Source organism: Kribbella sp. CA-253562 (assembly GCF_050942265.1).
Lineage (GTDB): Bacteria > Actinomycetota > Actinomycetes > Propionibacteriales > Kribbellaceae > Kribbella.
In genome coordinates this window covers 1,475,858-1,491,145 of record NZ_CP192049.1, presented here as the reverse complement: position 1 = coordinate 1,491,145, position 15,288 = coordinate 1,475,858, and the positions used below count along the sequence as shown (strand labels likewise).

General features: G+C 69.3%; 14 protein-coding genes. 6 read left to right on the top strand and 8 right to left on the bottom strand.

Annotated elements, in window-relative coordinates; genetic code table 11:
• Positions 1-9 precede the first annotated feature (9 nt).
• Positions 10-1,182 (bottom strand): ADP-forming succinate--CoA ligase subunit beta, encoded by a 1,173-nt coding sequence (gene sucC, locus ACQPXM_RS07230; RefSeq protein WP_432946060.1) that lies wholly within the window; start codon positions 1,180-1,182, stop codon positions 10-12.
• 184 nt (positions 1,183-1,366) lie between these two features.
• On the opposite strand from sucC, the gene ACQPXM_RS07225 reads away from it, so the two are divergent.
• Positions 1,367-3,001, top strand: coding sequence for a glycoside hydrolase family 13 protein (locus ACQPXM_RS07225; RefSeq protein ID WP_432946058.1), 1,635 nt, complete (start codon positions 1,367-1,369; stop codon positions 2,999-3,001).
• 51 nt (positions 3,002-3,052) lie between these two features.
• Here ACQPXM_RS07225 and ACQPXM_RS07220 read toward each other — a convergent pair whose 3' ends face one another.
• The 5 genes from ACQPXM_RS07220 to ACQPXM_RS07200 all read right to left on the bottom strand — a co-directional run bounded on the left by ACQPXM_RS07220 (position 3,053) and on the right by ACQPXM_RS07200 (position 7,277).
• Positions 3,053-3,211, bottom strand: coding sequence for a hypothetical protein (locus tag ACQPXM_RS07220; RefSeq protein WP_432946056.1), 159 nt, complete (start codon positions 3,209-3,211; stop codon positions 3,053-3,055).
• Positions 3,208-4,059 carry a carbohydrate ABC transporter permease gene (locus ACQPXM_RS07215; RefSeq protein ID WP_432946054.1) on the bottom strand — a complete coding sequence of 284 codons (852 nt, stop codon included), beginning with the start codon at positions 4,057-4,059 and terminating at the stop codon, positions 3,208-3,210. Before ACQPXM_RS07215 ends, ACQPXM_RS07220 begins: the two co-directional genes overlap by 4 nt.
• A complete protein-coding gene (locus tag ACQPXM_RS07210; RefSeq protein WP_432946052.1) occupies positions 4,056-5,123 on the bottom strand; it encodes a carbohydrate ABC transporter permease in 1,068 nt (355 codons plus the stop codon). The genes ACQPXM_RS07215 and ACQPXM_RS07210 overlap by 4 nt, the downstream gene beginning before the upstream one ends.
• A gap of 93 nt (positions 5,124-5,216) precedes the next feature.
• Positions 5,217-6,536: an ABC transporter substrate-binding protein gene (locus tag ACQPXM_RS07205; protein WP_432946050.1), complete on the bottom strand. Its 1,320-nt coding sequence runs from the start codon at positions 6,534-6,536 to the stop codon at positions 5,217-5,219.
• A 321-nt stretch (positions 6,537-6,857) separates the two neighbouring features.
• Complete coding sequence (locus ACQPXM_RS07200; RefSeq protein ID WP_432946048.1) at positions 6,858-7,277, bottom strand: cobalamin B12-binding domain-containing protein; 420 nt, start codon at positions 7,275-7,277, stop codon at positions 6,858-6,860.
• Between the two features lie 178 nt (positions 7,278-7,455).
• Here ACQPXM_RS07200 and ACQPXM_RS07195 point away from each other — a divergent pair, with 178 nt between their 5' ends.
• The 4 genes from ACQPXM_RS07195 to ACQPXM_RS07180 all read left to right on the top strand — a co-directional run bounded on the left by ACQPXM_RS07195 (position 7,456) and on the right by ACQPXM_RS07180 (position 11,486).
• Entirely contained in the window at positions 7,456-8,352 is an 897-nt protein-coding gene (locus tag ACQPXM_RS07195) for an esterase/lipase family protein (RefSeq protein ID WP_432946046.1), read from the top strand.
• Between the two features lie 249 nt (positions 8,353-8,601).
• On the top strand, positions 8,602-9,492 hold the full coding sequence (locus tag ACQPXM_RS07190) for a M23 family metallopeptidase (RefSeq protein ID WP_432946044.1): 891 nt from the start codon (positions 8,602-8,604) through the stop codon (positions 9,490-9,492).
• A 96-nt stretch (positions 9,493-9,588) separates the two neighbouring features.
• The gene (locus ACQPXM_RS07185) at positions 9,589-10,146 is read left to right on the top strand and encodes a DUF6886 family protein (protein ID WP_432946042.1); all 558 of its coding nucleotides are present in this window, start codon (positions 9,589-9,591) and stop codon (positions 10,144-10,146) included.
• The gene (locus tag ACQPXM_RS07180; protein WP_432946040.1) at positions 10,143-11,486 is read left to right on the top strand and encodes a lanthionine synthetase LanC family protein; all 1,344 of its coding nucleotides are present in this window, start codon (positions 10,143-10,145) and stop codon (positions 11,484-11,486) included. The genes ACQPXM_RS07185 and ACQPXM_RS07180 overlap by 4 nt, the downstream gene beginning before the upstream one ends.
• Positions 11,487-11,672: 186 nt before the next feature.
• Here the strand turns inward: ACQPXM_RS07180 and ACQPXM_RS07175 are convergent, their stop codons facing one another.
• The gene (locus ACQPXM_RS07175; protein WP_432946038.1) at positions 11,673-12,236 is read right to left on the bottom strand and encodes a hypothetical protein; all 564 of its coding nucleotides are present in this window, start codon (positions 12,234-12,236) and stop codon (positions 11,673-11,675) included.
• A gap of 169 nt (positions 12,237-12,405) precedes the next feature.
• Here ACQPXM_RS07175 and ACQPXM_RS07170 point away from each other — a divergent pair, with 169 nt between their 5' ends.
• Complete coding sequence (locus tag ACQPXM_RS07170) at positions 12,406-12,864, top strand: hypothetical protein (protein WP_432946036.1); 459 nt, start codon at positions 12,406-12,408, stop codon at positions 12,862-12,864.
• A 14-nt stretch (positions 12,865-12,878) separates the two neighbouring features.
• Here the strand turns inward: ACQPXM_RS07170 and pcrA are convergent, their stop codons facing one another.
• Positions 12,879-15,203, bottom strand: coding sequence for a DNA helicase PcrA (pcrA, locus tag ACQPXM_RS07165; protein ID WP_432946034.1), 2,325 nt, complete (start codon positions 15,201-15,203; stop codon positions 12,879-12,881).
• Positions 15,204-15,288 lie beyond the last annotated feature (85 nt).

Here is a 15,288-nt window from a genome sequence, read left to right as displayed (position 1 = left end):
AGCGATCCCTTACTTCGCAGCCAGCTCGGCGGCCCGCTTGGCGGCGCCGTCCATCGTGTCGACCCGCTCCAGACCGGCCAGGCCGGCCTCGTCGAGGATCCGGCGACCCTCGTCGGCGTTGTTGCCGTCCAGGCGGACGACCAGCGGCTTGCTGACCGTTTCGCCGCGGCCCTCGAGCAGCGCGAAGGCCTGGACGATGCCGTTGGCGACCGCGTCGCAGGCGGTGATGCCACCGAAGACGTTGACGAACACGCTCTTCACCTGCGGGTCGGAGATGATGATCTCCAGGCCGTTGGCCATCACCTCGGCCGACGCGCCACCGCCGATGTCGAGGAAGTTCGCGGGCTTGACGCCGCCGACCTCCTCACCGGCGTACGCGACGACGTCGAGCGTGCTCATCACGAGCCCGGCGCCGTTGCCGATGATGCCGACCGAACCGTCGAGCTTGACGTAGTTCAGGCCCTTGGCCTTGGCGGCGGCCTCCAGCGGATCCTCCGCCGAGGCGTCCTCGAACTCCGCGTGCTCGGGGTGCCGGAAGTCGGCGTTCTCGTCGAGCGTGACCTTGCCGTCCAGCGCCTCGACGTTGCCGTCCTTGAGCTTGACCAGCGGGTTCACCTCGACCAGCGAGGCGTCCTCGTCGATGAACACCCGGTACAGCTTGGCGATCTCGACCGCGGCGGCGTCCAGCACGTCGGCCGGGTAGCCGGCCTGCTCGGCGATCTCACGCGCCTTCACCTCGTCGACACCGGTGGCCGGGTCGATGGAGATCTTGGCGACCGCGTCCGGGTTGGTGTGCGCGACCTCCTCGATCTCCATACCGCCGGCGGCCGACGCGATGCACAGGTAGTTGCGGTTGGCCCGGTCGATCAGGAACGAGAAGTAGTACTCCTCGCCGATCGCGGCCGCCGGAACGATGTTCAGCGTCTTGACGATGTGGCCCTTGATGTCCAGACCGAGGATCTCGCGGGCCTTCTCCTCCGCCTCGTCCGGCGAGGAGGCCAGCTTCACGCCACCGGCCTTGCCCCGGCCCCCGGTCTTCACCTGGGCCTTGACCACCACGGTGCCGCCGATCTTCTCGGCCGCGGCGCGGGCCTGTTCCGGCGTGGTGACGACCTCACCGACCGTCGTCCGTACGCCGTGCTTGGCGAAGACCGTCTTCGCCTGGTATTCCATCAGATCCACGAGTGTGGTCCCTCTCTGCCTGTAACAAGTCGTCCGCGGCAGGCTGCGGTGCGTAAGTCAGGCACGGTCGCCGGCGCGTTCCGTCGGCCTGAGACTAGCCACCCCCGCGCGCGTGGCAACAGCCGGGGTACGCGCTGAGACGACTGTCACAGCCAGGTTGCCTGGTCGTGAAAGGCTGGTCGTCATGACTGAAGGATCAACCAGACCAGCTGACGACTGGTGGCGTAGTGCCGTCGTCTACCAGGTGTACCCCCGCTCGTTCGCCGACGCCGACGGCGACGGGACCGGAGACGTGAACGGGATCCGGGCCCGGCTGCCCTACCTGGCCGAGCTCGGCGTGGACGCGATCTGGATCAGCCCGTGGTACCCCTCACCGCTGCTCGACGGCGGGTACGACGTGTCCGACTACCGCGACATCAATCCGGACTTCGGCACGCTGGCCGACGCCGACGCGCTGATCGCGGAGGCGCACGCGCTCGGGATCCGGATCCTGATCGACCTGGTGCCGAACCACTGCTCCTGGGAGCACCCGTGGTTCAAGGCCGCGCTGGCCGCGGGCAAGGGTTCGCCGGAGCGGGAGCGGTTCTGGTTCCGCGACGGCAAGGACGGTCTGCCGCCGACGAACTGGCCGGCCGCCTTCGGCGGTGGCGCCTGGCAGCAGATCGAGGACGGCCAGTGGTACCTGCACATGTTCGACATCTCCCAGCCGGACTGGAACTGGGACCACCCCGACGTGATCGCGGAGTTCGACGCGATCCTGCGGTTCTGGTTCGACCGCGGCATCGACGGGTTCCGGATCGACGTCGCGGACTCGATGGCCAAGGACGCGACGCTGCCCGACGTACCGCTGAAGGACGGTCAGCCGACCCGGGACAAGTACGTCGGCAACCCGTTCTACGACCAGCCGGGCGTGCACACGATCCACCAGCGCTGGCGCGCGATCGCCGACGAGTACGCGGACACCGCGCAGGGCCCGCGGGTCTTCGTCGCGGAGGCGTGGTTGTCCCCGGCCGAGCGGCTGGCGCAGTACGTACGGCCGAACGAGCTGCACTCGGCGTTCAACTTCGACGTCCTGCGGTGCGCGTGGGACGCGAAGGAGCTGCGGCAGGTCATCGACTACACCACCGAGAGCCTCTGGGCCGTCGGGGCGCCGGCGACCTGGGTGCTGAGCAACCACGACACCATCCGCCACCGCACCCGCTACGGTCGGGACCAGCGCGACGCACTGGCCGGTGCCGGTGAGGTCCCGACCGACCTGGCGCTCGGCCTGCGCCGGGCCCGTGCGGCGGCGCTGCTGGAGCTGGCGCTGCCCGGTGGCGCGTACATCTACCAGGGCGACGAGCTGGGCCTGCCGGAGGTCGAGGACCTGCCGGAGGAGGTGCTGGACGACCCGACCTGGGAGCGCTCCGGCCACACCGTCCGAGGCCGCGACGGCTGCCGCGTACCGATGCCGTGGAGCGGGAGCGAGCCGCCGTACGGGTTCGGTCCGGGCACTGCCCAGCCGTGGCTCCCGCAGCCGGCGGACTGGGCACCCCTGACCCCGGAGGCTCAGGCCGGCAACCCGGACAGCCACCTCAACCTCTACAAGGCCGCCCTGAAGCTCCGCCGCGAACACGAAGCCCTGGGCGAAGGCCGCCTTGCTTGGGACGACGACGCCCCCGCCGGCGTCCTGTCCTTCACCCGAGACCCAGGCTTCCGCTGCGTCGTCAACCTCGGCAGCTCCCCGATCGACCTGCCCGCCGGCGAGGTCCTGCTCGCCTCGGAGCCGCTGCTCGACGGCGAACTCCCCGTCGACGCGACGGTGTGGCTGTCGATCTGACCTACCGAGAACGGCAAAGGCGCCCCGGGGATCCCGGGGCGCCGTTTGCGTTCAGCGGTTGCGACGGTCGCGGTCCTCACGATCGCGGCGGTCGCGTTCTTCCTGGTCACGGCGGTCGCGGTCCTCCCGGTCCCGCCGTTCGGCTTCCTCGCGGTCCCGGCGGTCCCGATCCTCTCGGTCCCGCCGGTTCCGCTCGTCGCCGTAGCTCACTTCACGCCACCGGCGGTCAGGCCGGCCACGATGCGGCGCTGGAAGATGAGCACCGCGATCACCAGCGGGATCGTGACGACCACGCCGGCGGCCATCTGCGTGCCGAACGGCTGGTCGAACCCGGAGATGCCGGTGAACTTGGAGATCGCGACGTTCGCGGTCTGGATCTCCTTCTTGTTCACCATGCTCAGTGCGATCAGGAACTCGTTCCAGGCCGCGATGAACGTGATGATCGCGGTGGTGAACACACCCGGCGCGGCCAGCGGCAGGATGATCTTGCGGAACGCCTGCGCCGGCGTACAGCCGTCGACCATCGCCGCCTGCTCCAGTTCTCTGGGCATCTGCCGGAAGAACGTGGTCAATGTCCACACCGCCAGTGGCAGCGCGAACGACAGGCTGGGCACGATCATCGCCTGGTAGGTGTTGATCCAGTTGATGTCGATGAACAGCTTCAGCAGCGGGATCACCAGCGAGATGCCCGGGAACATCGACGTGGTGATGATGATCGCCAGCACCACGTTCTTGAACCTGAACTCCAGCCGGGCCAGCGTGTACGCCGCGACCAGCCCGACGATCAGCGTCAGGATCGTCGTCACGCCGGCCACGATCAGGCTGTTCAGCAGCGACCGGCCGAAGCCCACGCCCTCACCGAAGACCGCCTGGAGGTTGTCCAGCGACCACGGCGACGGCAGCAGCGAGTTGTCGAACTGGTCCAGCGGCCGGCGGAAGGCCGACACGACCATCCAGTAGAAGGGCGCCAGGCAGTACAGCACGATGATCGCGACACCGAGCAACGGCAGGTACTTGCGGACCGGGCTCGCCTCGGCCGCCTTGACGTTCGTACTCATCCGACCCCACTCCCCGACCCGCCGGCCGACCCGGCCAGTCCGATCGTCGTCGCGCCCGGAGGTGCACCGGCACGATCCTTGCGGCGCTTGCCGTTGGACTTCTTCTTCTGCACGGCGTCACCGAGTACGTCGGCACCGAGCAGCTTGACGAACACGTACGCCACCACCGCGACGTACAGGAACAGGATCGTCGCGTACGCCGCCGCCGGCCCGTATCTGGTGTTGGACGCTTCGTCGAAGGCCAGCATCGACAGCGTCTCGACCGATTCCTTGTTGGCCCCGACCAGCACGTACGGCAGGTCGAAGATCCGCAGGGTGTCGAGGATGCGGAACAGCACCGCGACCAGCAGCGCGGGCTTCACCAGCGGCAGCGTGATCCGCACGAAGGTCTGGACCGGACTCGCGCCGTCCACCTTCGCCGCCTCGTACACCTCGTCCGGAATGGTCTGCAGGCCCGCGAGCACCAGCAGCCCGATGAACGGCGCGGTTTTCCAGGTGTCGGCGACGATCACCGACAGCACCGATTGCCAGCCCTCGGTGGACCACAGGATCTGCTGTCCCAGCAGCGCGTTCGCGGCGCCGTCGGCCTGGAAGATCCACTTCCACAGCAACGCCGACACGACGGTCGGGATCGCCCAGGGCACCAGGATGCTGGCGCGGACGATGCCGCGGCCCTTGAACGCCTTGTGCATCACCAGGGCCATCGCCACCCCGAGCACTGTCTCGAGCGCGACACAGGTGATCGTGAAGAACGTGGTGTTGTAAAAGGCGTTCCAGAAGCGCTCGCCGGTCTCGCCGGAGAAGATCGCGGTGTAGTTGTCGAGCCCGACGAACTGCGACCCCTCGACGACGAAGCCGTCCTCGTCGAACTGCTGGCCGCTGGTGTACAGCGACTCGCGCAGCGCCGAGATGATCGGGTAGACGACCACCAGGGCGAGCACCAGCAGCGTCGGAGACAGCAGGATCGCGGCCAGCCGGCCGGTGCCCTCGTTGAACGTCGTCTGCCGCTTGGGTTTGGGAACCTTCTTCGACGGCCGCTGCGCGACCTGGGCGGATGCACTCATCTCAGCCTCCTTCTCTCTGCCTGGCCTGGCAGGCAGGGACAGGCCGGGGCCGGTGGGTGACGGTCACGCCACCCACCGGCCCCGCCACGACGATCATTGCGTGATGAGCGAGCTCAACTTGGTCTGCAGGTCGGTGAGGGCCTGCTTCGGAGGCGTCTTGTTGGTCAGCGCCCCGTAGGCCGCGTCCTGGATCGCGGTCGTCACGTCGCCGTACTTGATGACCTTCGGCCGCGACTTCGCGGTCTCGATCGAGGCCTTCAGCGGGGCCAGGTACGGGAACTGCTTGTTCAGCGCCGGGTCGTCGTACAGCGACGCCCAGGTCGGGGCCTGCGACGTCTTCTCGACGTTGGCCTTCTGCCGCTCCTCGCTGGACATGAACTTGATGAAGTCGGCCGCGGTCGCCTTGTTCTTGGCGAACTCGGAGATGCCGTAGTTGTGACCACCCAGCGTCGAGACACCCGGTCCGGACTTGCCCGGCAGCGGTGCGACCTGGAACTTGCCGGCCACCTTGGACGAGCCGTCGGTCTTGCCGGCCAGCGCGTACACGTACGGCCAGTTGCGGTGGAAGACCAGCTTGCCCTCCTGGAAGGCGCGGCGGCCTTCCTCTTCCTTGTAGGTGATCGCCGCGGCCGGGATCTCCTTGTTCTTGAAGCCGTTCACCAGCTCCTCGAGACCGGCCAGCGCCTCCGGGGTGTCCACGTTCGGCTTGCCGTCCTCACCGACGACCACACCGCCCGCGGAGTTCACCGCCTCGGAGAAGTTCACCGTCAGGCCTTCGTACTTCTCGAACTGCCCGGCGTAGCAGCTGGCGCCCTTGGCCTCGGGCAGCGCGAGCACCTTGTCGCAGGCCGCCTTCATCTCGTCCCAGGTCTTGGGCGGCTGGACGCCGGCCTTCTGCAACCAGTCGCTGCGGTAGTACAGCAGTCCGCCGTCCGACGTGACCGGGACGGCGAAGAGCTTGTCGCGGTACTTGCCGGTGTCAACGGTCGAGGGCAGCAGCTTGCCCAGATCGGGGAACTGGTCCTCGGGCAGCTCGGTGATCCAGCGGTTGGCCGCGAACTCGGCGGTCCAGACCACGTCCAGGTTCAGCACGCTGAACGCGTCGGACTTGGCCTGCGCGTTCTGCACCATCTGCTGGCGCTGGGCGTCGGCCGACTCCGGCAGCTCCTTGATCTCGACCTTCTCGTCCGGGTGCTGGGAGTTCCAGGCCGCGACCTGGTTCACCAGGTTCCCGGAAGTGTCCTTGCCGGTGGCAAACGTGATCGGACCGCGCCCTTCGAGCGCTCCCCCGGCCGCCTCGCCGCCGCCACCGCCGTCCCCGTCGTCACCGCCGCACGCGGACGCCAGCAGCACCAGGCCGCTGGTCACGGCCAGCGCGACCGCCCTGCGTGCGTGTGATCGTTCAAACCTCATCGTGTACCTGCCCTCTCCCGATGGGATCTCACTTGGTCCTGCGCGGGCCGTCCACAGTCCCCCACCACGCTGCGATCCGCCCTGTCCGGACAGTAACCGAGATCGGGGGCGATGTGTCCTGAGCCACACACCTCACCGACTGCCTGTTCGAGACAAACGCATGGCTGTATGCGACCGCGATTCGACAGCCCGCACAACCAGGTGTTTCTTAACGATTCGGTATTACCGATTAGTAACTTCTCTGAAACGACCGAACGGCTCCAGAACGACTGCGCACGGTCGTCGTCACACTCCGGAGCGGATCGACGGCTCCGGTTGCCCTCAGGCCGTGGCCGCCGATGCGTCTCCGACATTGCTGCGGACCCACTCGACGATCTCGGTGGTCGGAGCGCCGGGAGTGAAGATCCGCTGGACCCCGATCTCGGCCAGCGGAGCCAGGTCGGCCTCGGGAATGATGCCGCCGCCGAACACGACGATGTCGTCGGCGCCACGGGCCGTCAGCAGCTCACGGACCTTCTTGAACAGCGTCATGTGGGCGCCGGACAGCACCGACAGGCCGATCGCGTCGGCGTCCTCGGCGATCGCGGTCTCGACGATCTGTTCCGGCGTCTGGTGCAGCCCGGTGTAGATGACCTCCATACCGGCGTCGCGCAGCGCCCGGGCGACGATCTTCGCGCCCCGGTCGTGCCCGTCCAGGCCCGGCTTGGCGACGACGATGCGCAGGGTGCTGGTGGCAGACATGGATCGGCCTTTCAGTACTGGAGCGCCGCGTTGCGTCCAGATTCGCAGGTTATCCGAGGCGCACCTCACGGATAAGACACGAAGCCGTGTGTTCCCCGCCACGCGATCTGGGAACCGGTTACCGTGAAAGAGGTCGGACCAGTTGCGCGGGGGGTCTGATGCGAGTGAGGAGACGCCGATGAGTGCAGAGGCGGTCGAGCAGCCCGGAGAACCCGAGGCTGACCTCGCATCCAGCGGTGCGCGCAGCGGTCTGTGGGGCGCTCTGGACGGACTCCGGTACGGCGCCCGCTCGGCGCTGTCGCCGCGCGTGCTGCAGGGCGCGGCGGTCGAGATCGGATGGCTGACCACCCACCTGGCGATGTACCCGCTCGGTCTGGTCGGCGGCTCGGGCAGCCGCGCCGACCGGCTCACCCTGGACGGCCTCACCCCGGCCCAGCGCAGCCTGCTGGTCGGCGACGTCCGTGCCGCCGGTACGCCGATCCTGCTGGCGCACGGGATCGTCGACAACCACACCGTGTTCGCGCTGATGCGCCGCAACCTGCTGCGCCGCGGCTTCACCCGGATCCACACCTTCTCGTACTCGCCGCTCACGCTCGACGTCCGGTCGACGGCCGAGCGGATGGCGGCCGAGGTCGAGGCGCTGTGCAAGGAGTCCGGGTCCGACCAGATCCACATCATCGGTCACAGCCTCGGCGGGCTGATCGCGCGCTACTACGTCCAGCGCCTGGGCGGGGACGAGCGGGTGCACACCTGCGTCACCCTCGGTACGCCGCACCAGGGCACGATCGCGGCGCGCCTGCTGCCCTGGCCGCTGGTGAAGCAGCTACGGCCGGAGAGCGACCTGATGGACGAACTGGCCGAGCCGGCGCCGGAGTGCCGGACCAGGTTCGTCGCGTTCTACAGCGACGCGGACCAGCTGATCGTGCCGCAGCGGCGGGCCCGGGTCAGGCACCCGGACCTGATCGCGGAGAACGTCCGGCTGCGCGGCGTCGGGCACATGTCGCTGCCGTTCCACGGCGAGGTGGTGCACCGGATCACCGGCGTACTGGCGCATCTGGACGAACAGGTCGCCTGACCCGAAACCAGAACTTGCCGGATCTTTGTCAGGATCTCGGCCGGAAAGTCGTTGACCCGGCAGCTTCTCAGGCGGGCGAGCGGATGCACGTGCAGCGGCGCATGCAAAAGTTTCGTGAAGCCGGTCAGAAAAAGGGGGTGGCAGGGTTTGTCGCCTCGTGACCCATCCGTTATGGTGCTTGAGCCCGCCAGGGGAATAAACCTCCGGCGGGCGGACAGTGCCCCTCCCCTGTGACCGAAAGGCCACGTTGTGTCCCAGCACCGTGCCGCGGGCAACCGCGTCACGCCGAGCAACAGTGCTGCGCGCAAGACCGGCGCATCACGTCACAGTGCCAAGCACCGTGTTGCGCGGCGTAACACCCCAGGTAGTACCCAGATCGTCGGTCTCACCGCGGCTCTCGCCGCGGCAGCAGGAGCAGTCGGCTTCAGCCACAGCTCTCTGGCGTCGCCGACCCAGGCGAACTCCGCGGTCAACATCGCTGCCCTGTCGGGCAGCAGCCAGCTCTCCGAGGTCACCACGGCCCGGATCGAGCGGCGCCAGCTCGCCACCCGTGACTCCTCCCGGGTCGAGCTCACCAGCACCGAGGCCACCAAGAAGCAGGCCGCGGCCGACCGGCTGTCCAAGGCCCGGGCCGCCAAGCTCGACGCCACCCGCGCACTGACCGCCAAGCGCGCGTCCGCCCTGGCCGCCGCCAAGGCCGCCGCGGCCGCCGCGGAGAAGAAGGCCCGCGAGTCGGCCAGCCGCTGCGAGATGATGATCAGCGACTACCGCATCACCGCCACCTTCGGGCAGGGCGGCAGCCGCTGGGCCGCGAACCACACCGGCACCGATTTCGCCGCCCCGATCGGCACCCCGATCCGCTCGGTGATGAAGGGCGAAGTGATCTTCGCCGACTGGGCCGGCCCCTACGGCCGCCAGGTCAAGGTCCGCCACGACAACGGCACCGAGACCTGGTACAACCACATGTCGAAGTTCAGCGTCGAGGTCGGCGAGACCGTGTACGCCGGCGACCAGGTCGGCGCGGTCGGCGTCACCGGCAACACCACGGGCCCGCACCTGCACTTCGAGGTCCACCCCGACGGTGGCCCCGCGGTCAACCCGATGCCGTGGCTGCGTGAGGTCTGCGGCCTCAACCCCTGATCTTCGGTTGTCCCCTGCTCCCACTGGCCCTGTGCCCACGGCTTCGAACCGGAAACGGGTCGCCTGACGATCGGCGGACCACCTAGGCTCGTCGGCATGCGTCCGGCTCCTGGCGAGGTCCTGCACTTCTCCGAGGACCCGGCGATCGAGGTTTTCCGCCCGCACGTCGCCGCCACCGCGCGGCAGCAGGCGCCGTACGTCTGGGCCGTCGGCCACGACCGTGCGCCCGACTACTGGTTCCCCCGGCAATGCCCCCGCGCGATGGCGTGGATAGGCCCCGGCACCACCTCCGACGACGCCGAACGCATCCTCGGCGCCGGATCCGGCGCGCGTGTGCACGCGATCGAGTACGGCTGGCTCGACGCGATGCGGACCGTCGAGCTGTACGCCTACCGATTGCCCGCCGCACAGTTCAGCGCGTACGACGCCGCGGTGGTCGCGACGACCGAGGTCGTGCCGCTGGGCCCGCCGGAGCGGGTCGGCGATCTCTTCGCGCTGCATGCCGAGGCCGGCATCCAGTTGCGGGTCCTGCCGAACCTGCACGCGTTCTGGGACGCGGTGATCGCCAGCACGCTCGAGTTCAGCGGGATCCGGTTGCGCAACGCGCTGCCGCGGTCGGTCGGCGTACCGGCGAGTGGCACCATGTCCCGGTGACGAGTGCAGGCGAGGTCTATCGCGCGACCGCCGAAGCTGCCTGGTCGTGGACGCTGCGGCAGGTCCGGTGGGCCGACGACGGGCCGTGGTTCCCGGGCTCGGTGGTGGCCGGTGTCGAGGCCGGCGTCCCTGACGATCGCGACGGCATGCACAGCGGGATCGGCGGGCTGGCGCACACGCTCGCGGAGATCCGGCTGGCGCGGCCGTGGACCGCGCTGGAGAACGATTTGGCCGACGCGACGGCCGAGCGGTTGATCCGCGAGATCCCGCGGTCGTCGGACGTGACGTTCTTCGACGGGCTGGTCAGCACGATCGGCGCACTGGTCGCGCTCGGGCGGCTGGACGGCGTACGGGCTGCTGTGGAGCGGTTGCAGGAGCTGGGCACGGACGACGGGTGGCCGCAGACCTTCGTGATGCCGCCGCGGTATCTGCCGGACGCCCGGCTGAACGACATGACGCTCGGTACGGCGGGGGTGCTGCTCGGGGGCGTCTGGGCGGCGCGGCACGGGGTGGACAGCGGTCGCGACCTGGCCGAGCAGGCGGCGAAGGTGTTGCTGGCGGAGGCCGAGCCGACCGAGGCGGGGGTGAATTGGTCTTTTGTGCCGGAGCGTTTCCGGACCCAGCCGGGCACCGCGATGCCGAACCTGTCGCACGGCGTCGCCGGGATCGTCGCCACGCTCGCCGCGGCGGGCGTCGCGCTGGACCGGCCGGAGTGGGTCGCGCTCGGCGTGCGCGGGGCGGAGCACTTGGTGTCGATCGGGGTCACAGACGGGCGCGGGTTCGTCGTACCGCGGTACATCCCGTCGGGCATCAACGACGAGGACGAGTTCACCTACACGTGGTGCCACGGGGCCGCCGGGACCTCGCTGGCCTTCGCCGCGCTGGATGCCGCAGGGGCTCCGCCGATCGCGGGGGTCTCGGCGAGCGACTGGCGCCGGCGATGCCTGCACAGCGTCCGTACGTCGGGCCTGCCGGCGCGGCTACACCCGGGGTTCTGGGACAACGACGGGCGCTGCTGCGGGACAGCGGGGGTGGGCGACATCTTCCTGGACTCCTGGCACCGGAACGGCGCGGAGGACGACCTGGAGTTCGCGCGGGTGCTGGCCGACACGCTGGTCGAGCGTGCAATCGACGACGAGACGGGCACGTACTGGCGTTTCGTCGAGCACCGGAAGGAGGAGCCGCTGCTGCCGCCGGGGGTCGGCTGGATGCAGGGGGCCGCGGGGATCGCGGCGTTCCTGTTCCATGCCGCCCGAGTGGTCGACGAAGGACCCGCAGCCGAGGCTCAGCCACGCATGGACACCTGGTGGGCCGGCCGAACCGCCGATCTGCACCACTGATCAAGCGTCGCGAAACCGACCTCGCTCGGCGCGCCTACGCCTGAGCCCGCGGCCGCCCGCGAGGTTGACCGGTGCTGCAGGTCCGCGATTGAGGTCGACCGGCCGGACGCCGGATCGGCGGTGGCCAGGCGCCGATGGACCCGTTCCTGCCCTACATCGCCTCGGCGCGGCCGGGGTCGGCCAGGATCAGCGGCGCCAGACCTCGGCGGTGGTGAGGAACGCCGACGAGCCAGGGCGGTCCGGGGAGCCGTCGACCTGGACGGAGCCGGGCACCGAGGCGCCGCCGATCGAGACCGTCGCCGAGCGCACCGGGGCGATCACCAGGCTCAGGCTGTGCACGCCCTCGGCGAGCTGGAAGGTGTCGGTCGCGAACAGCCGCCGGTCGAGCACGCCGCCCATCTCGATCTGGATGTCGGCCGCCTTCGCGCTCAGGCCGTCGGCGAGGTTCATCGAGACCTGGACCAGATCCCGCTCGACCGCCGGCTCGTGCCACGGCAGGCCCTGCACCTCGAGGAACGACCGGACGAAGTACCGCTCCAGCCAGGACGCCAGGTCGACGTCCTCCGACACCACCCGGACGATCCCGTCGAACCACAGCACCACAGCCGTACCGGAGCCGCGCACCGACCAGTCGACCATCCAGATCGACGCGTACGCCGTGACCTTGCCGCGCTCGTCGAACAGCCGCAGCCCAGGGTTGGCTCCCGCCAGGATGATCCGGCGGTGCGAACTGTCGACTGCCTTGGGCATGGGAGGACCTGTCGTCCGGGGAGGGCCGAAGACCCAGAGTGACCCACGCCGGGGCCACAACGCAACGCGAACACCGAAAGTCCAGGGTTCGCTGGTACGCCGGGAGCCCGCCGGCGTGGGACGATCGCTGCTTCCCGAGGGCTGTACGCAACCAGACAGGTAGGTCCCGATGCAGGCCGACGGTCCGGTCCAATGGACGGCGACACTGCGTGACGAGGGGCGGCTGGTGCTGCGCCCGCTGCGCGGCCGGCTGTCCCTCATGCTCTTCGTTGCCGCTGGCATCCTTCTGCTCAACGGCAGCAGAACCGCCGCGCTGTTGGCCGGCGGCGGTACCTGGGGATGGATCGAGGTGTTCCGCGCCGCACTGGCCGTGTTCGCGGCAGGGGCGCTGGTGGTCCTGCTCAACAACCTGCGCACCGGCCGCTGGACGGTGGTCGTCGACGAGGACGGCGTGGCGGTCGGCCGCCGACGGCTCCCCTGGGCGGAGATCGCGAACGTCCGATCGACGCAGGACCAGGTGTCGGTGAACCCGTACTCCGGCGAAGAACTGCGCATCACCAACTACACGCTGGCCGATCCGATGGCCTTCGCGGACTGGCTGAAGCGCCAGCTCGCCGCCCGCCGCTGACGCCGCCGTACTGGCTAGATCTTCTCCACCGGGGCGTAGCGCAGCAGCAGGCGCTTGACGCCTTCGGAGCCGAAGTCGATGTCGGCCTGGGCCTGCTGGCCCTCGCCGCGCACGACGACGACCGTGCCCATGCCGAAGCTGTCGTGCACCACCCGGTCGCCCGGGTTCAGGCTGATCACCGGTTTGTCCGAGGCGGACGACGTCCGGCGGGCCGGCTCGTACCGGCTCGGGATGCCGCTGCCGGTGCTCGTACCGGTGCCCGACCAGCGGGTGATGGCCGACTCGTCGCGACGCCAGTCGAGCAGCTCCGACGGGATCTCCTCCAGGAACCGCGACGGCGGGTTGTGCTGCGGCGCCCCGTACGCCGAACGCACCGCCGCCCGGGAGATCGCCAGCCGCTGCCGCGCCCGGGTGATCCCGACGTACGCGAGCCGCCGCTCCTCCTCGAGCTCCTTCAGGTCGGTCAGCGACCGGGAGTGCGGGAAGACGCCGTCCTCCATGCCGGTCAGGAACACCACCGGGAACTCCAGGCCCTTGGCCGTGTGCAGCGTCATCAGCGTGACCACGCCACCGTCGTCGGCGGCGTCCGGGATCTGGTCGGCGTCGGCGACCAGCGCGACCCGCTCCAGGAACGCCTGCAGGTCGGACGGTTCGGCCGCCGCGGTGCGCTCCTCGACGAACTCCCGGGCGACCGAGATGAACTCGTCCAGGTTCTCCAGGCGGGTCTCGTCCTGCGGGTCGGGGGACTTCTGCAGCTCCTCGTAGTACCCGGAGCGGTGCAGTGCGACGTCCAGGATGTCGTCCGGCGGGGCGCCGGAGTCGACCATCGCGGTCAGCTCGTCGAGGATGTCCACGAAGGCCTGGACGGCGTTGACCGACCGCGACGCCATCGCCGGCGCGTCCTGGGCCCGCCGCATCGCCTGGGCGAACGAGATCCGGTCCCGCGCCGCCAGCGCCTCGATCGCCGCCTCGGCGCGATCGCCGATGCCGCGCTTGGGCACGTTCATGATCCGGCGCAGCGAGACGGTGTCCTCGGGGTTGACCAGCACGCGCAGGTACGCGAGCGCGTCGCGGACCTCCTTGCGCTCGTAGAACCGCACGCCGCCGACCACCTTGTACGGGTGGCCGGTGCGGATGAACACTTCCTCGAACACCCGCGACTGCGCGTTGGTCCGGTAGAACACCGCGACGTCGGACGGTTTGACCTTGTCGGTGTCGGCCAGCCGGTCGATCTCGTCGGCGACGAACTGCGCCTCGTCGTGCTCGTTGTCCGCGACGTACACCGCGATCTGCTCACCCTGGCCCTGGTCGGACCACAGGTTCTTCGCCATCCGGCCCTCGTTGCGGCTGATCACCGCGTTCGCCGCGGTCAGGATGGTCTGGGTGGAGCGGTAGTTCTGCTCCAGCAGGATCGTCTCGGCGCCGACGAAGTCCTCCTCGAAGGCGAGGATGTTGCGGATCGTGGCGCCACGGAAGGCGTAGATCGACTGGTCGGAGTCGCCGACCACCATCAGCTCGGCCGGCGGCGCGGTCGGCCCGTTGCGGCCCGGCTCGTCCTCGCCGCACAGCTCGCGGATCAGCGAGTACTGCGCGTGGTTGGTGTCCTGGTACTCGTCGACGAGCACGTGGCGGAACCTTCTGCGGTAGTACTCGCGGACCTCGGGGAAGGCCTGCAGCAGGTTGACCGTGGTCATCAGCAGGTCGTCGAAGTCCAGCGCGTTGGCCTGCGCGAGCCGCTCCTGGTAGATCCGGTAGCACTCCGCGTAGGTCTCCTCCAGGTGGTTGGAGGTCTTCGACGCGGCCGTCTCGTGGTCGATCAGCTCGTTCTTCTGGGTGGAGATCCAGTTCAGCACGGCCCGCGGGTTGTACCGCTTCACGTCCAGGTCGAGCTCGCGGCACACCAGCGTCATCAGCCGCCGCGAGTCGGTGTCGTCGTAGATCGAGAACGTCGAACTGATCCCGAACCGCTTGATGTCACGTCTGAGGATCCGCACACAGGAGGAGTGGAACGTCGAGACCCACATCAGCTTCGCCCGTGGCCCGACCAGGTCGACGACCCGCTCCCGCATCTCCGCGGCCGCCTTGTTGGTGAACGTGATCGCCAGGATCGACCCCGGATGCGCGTCCCGCGCCGCCAGCAGGTACGCGATCCGGCGCGTCAGCACCCGGGTCTTTCCCGACCCGGCGCCCGCCACCACCAGCAACGGCTTCCCCGCGTGCACCACAGCAGCCCGCTGCTGCGGATTCAGCCCTTCCAGCAGCGCCTCAGGGTCGGCCTTCACCTTCCTGGGCTGCTCGAGCGGCACCGGAAGTTCGTCAGGAGAAAACAGCGTAGTCATCGCCCACCAGGGTAGGCGCTGCCACCGACAACCCCCGAACGGCGGTGCGCCGACGGCTCCAGCGGGTGGTGCCGGCTTGTTGGCT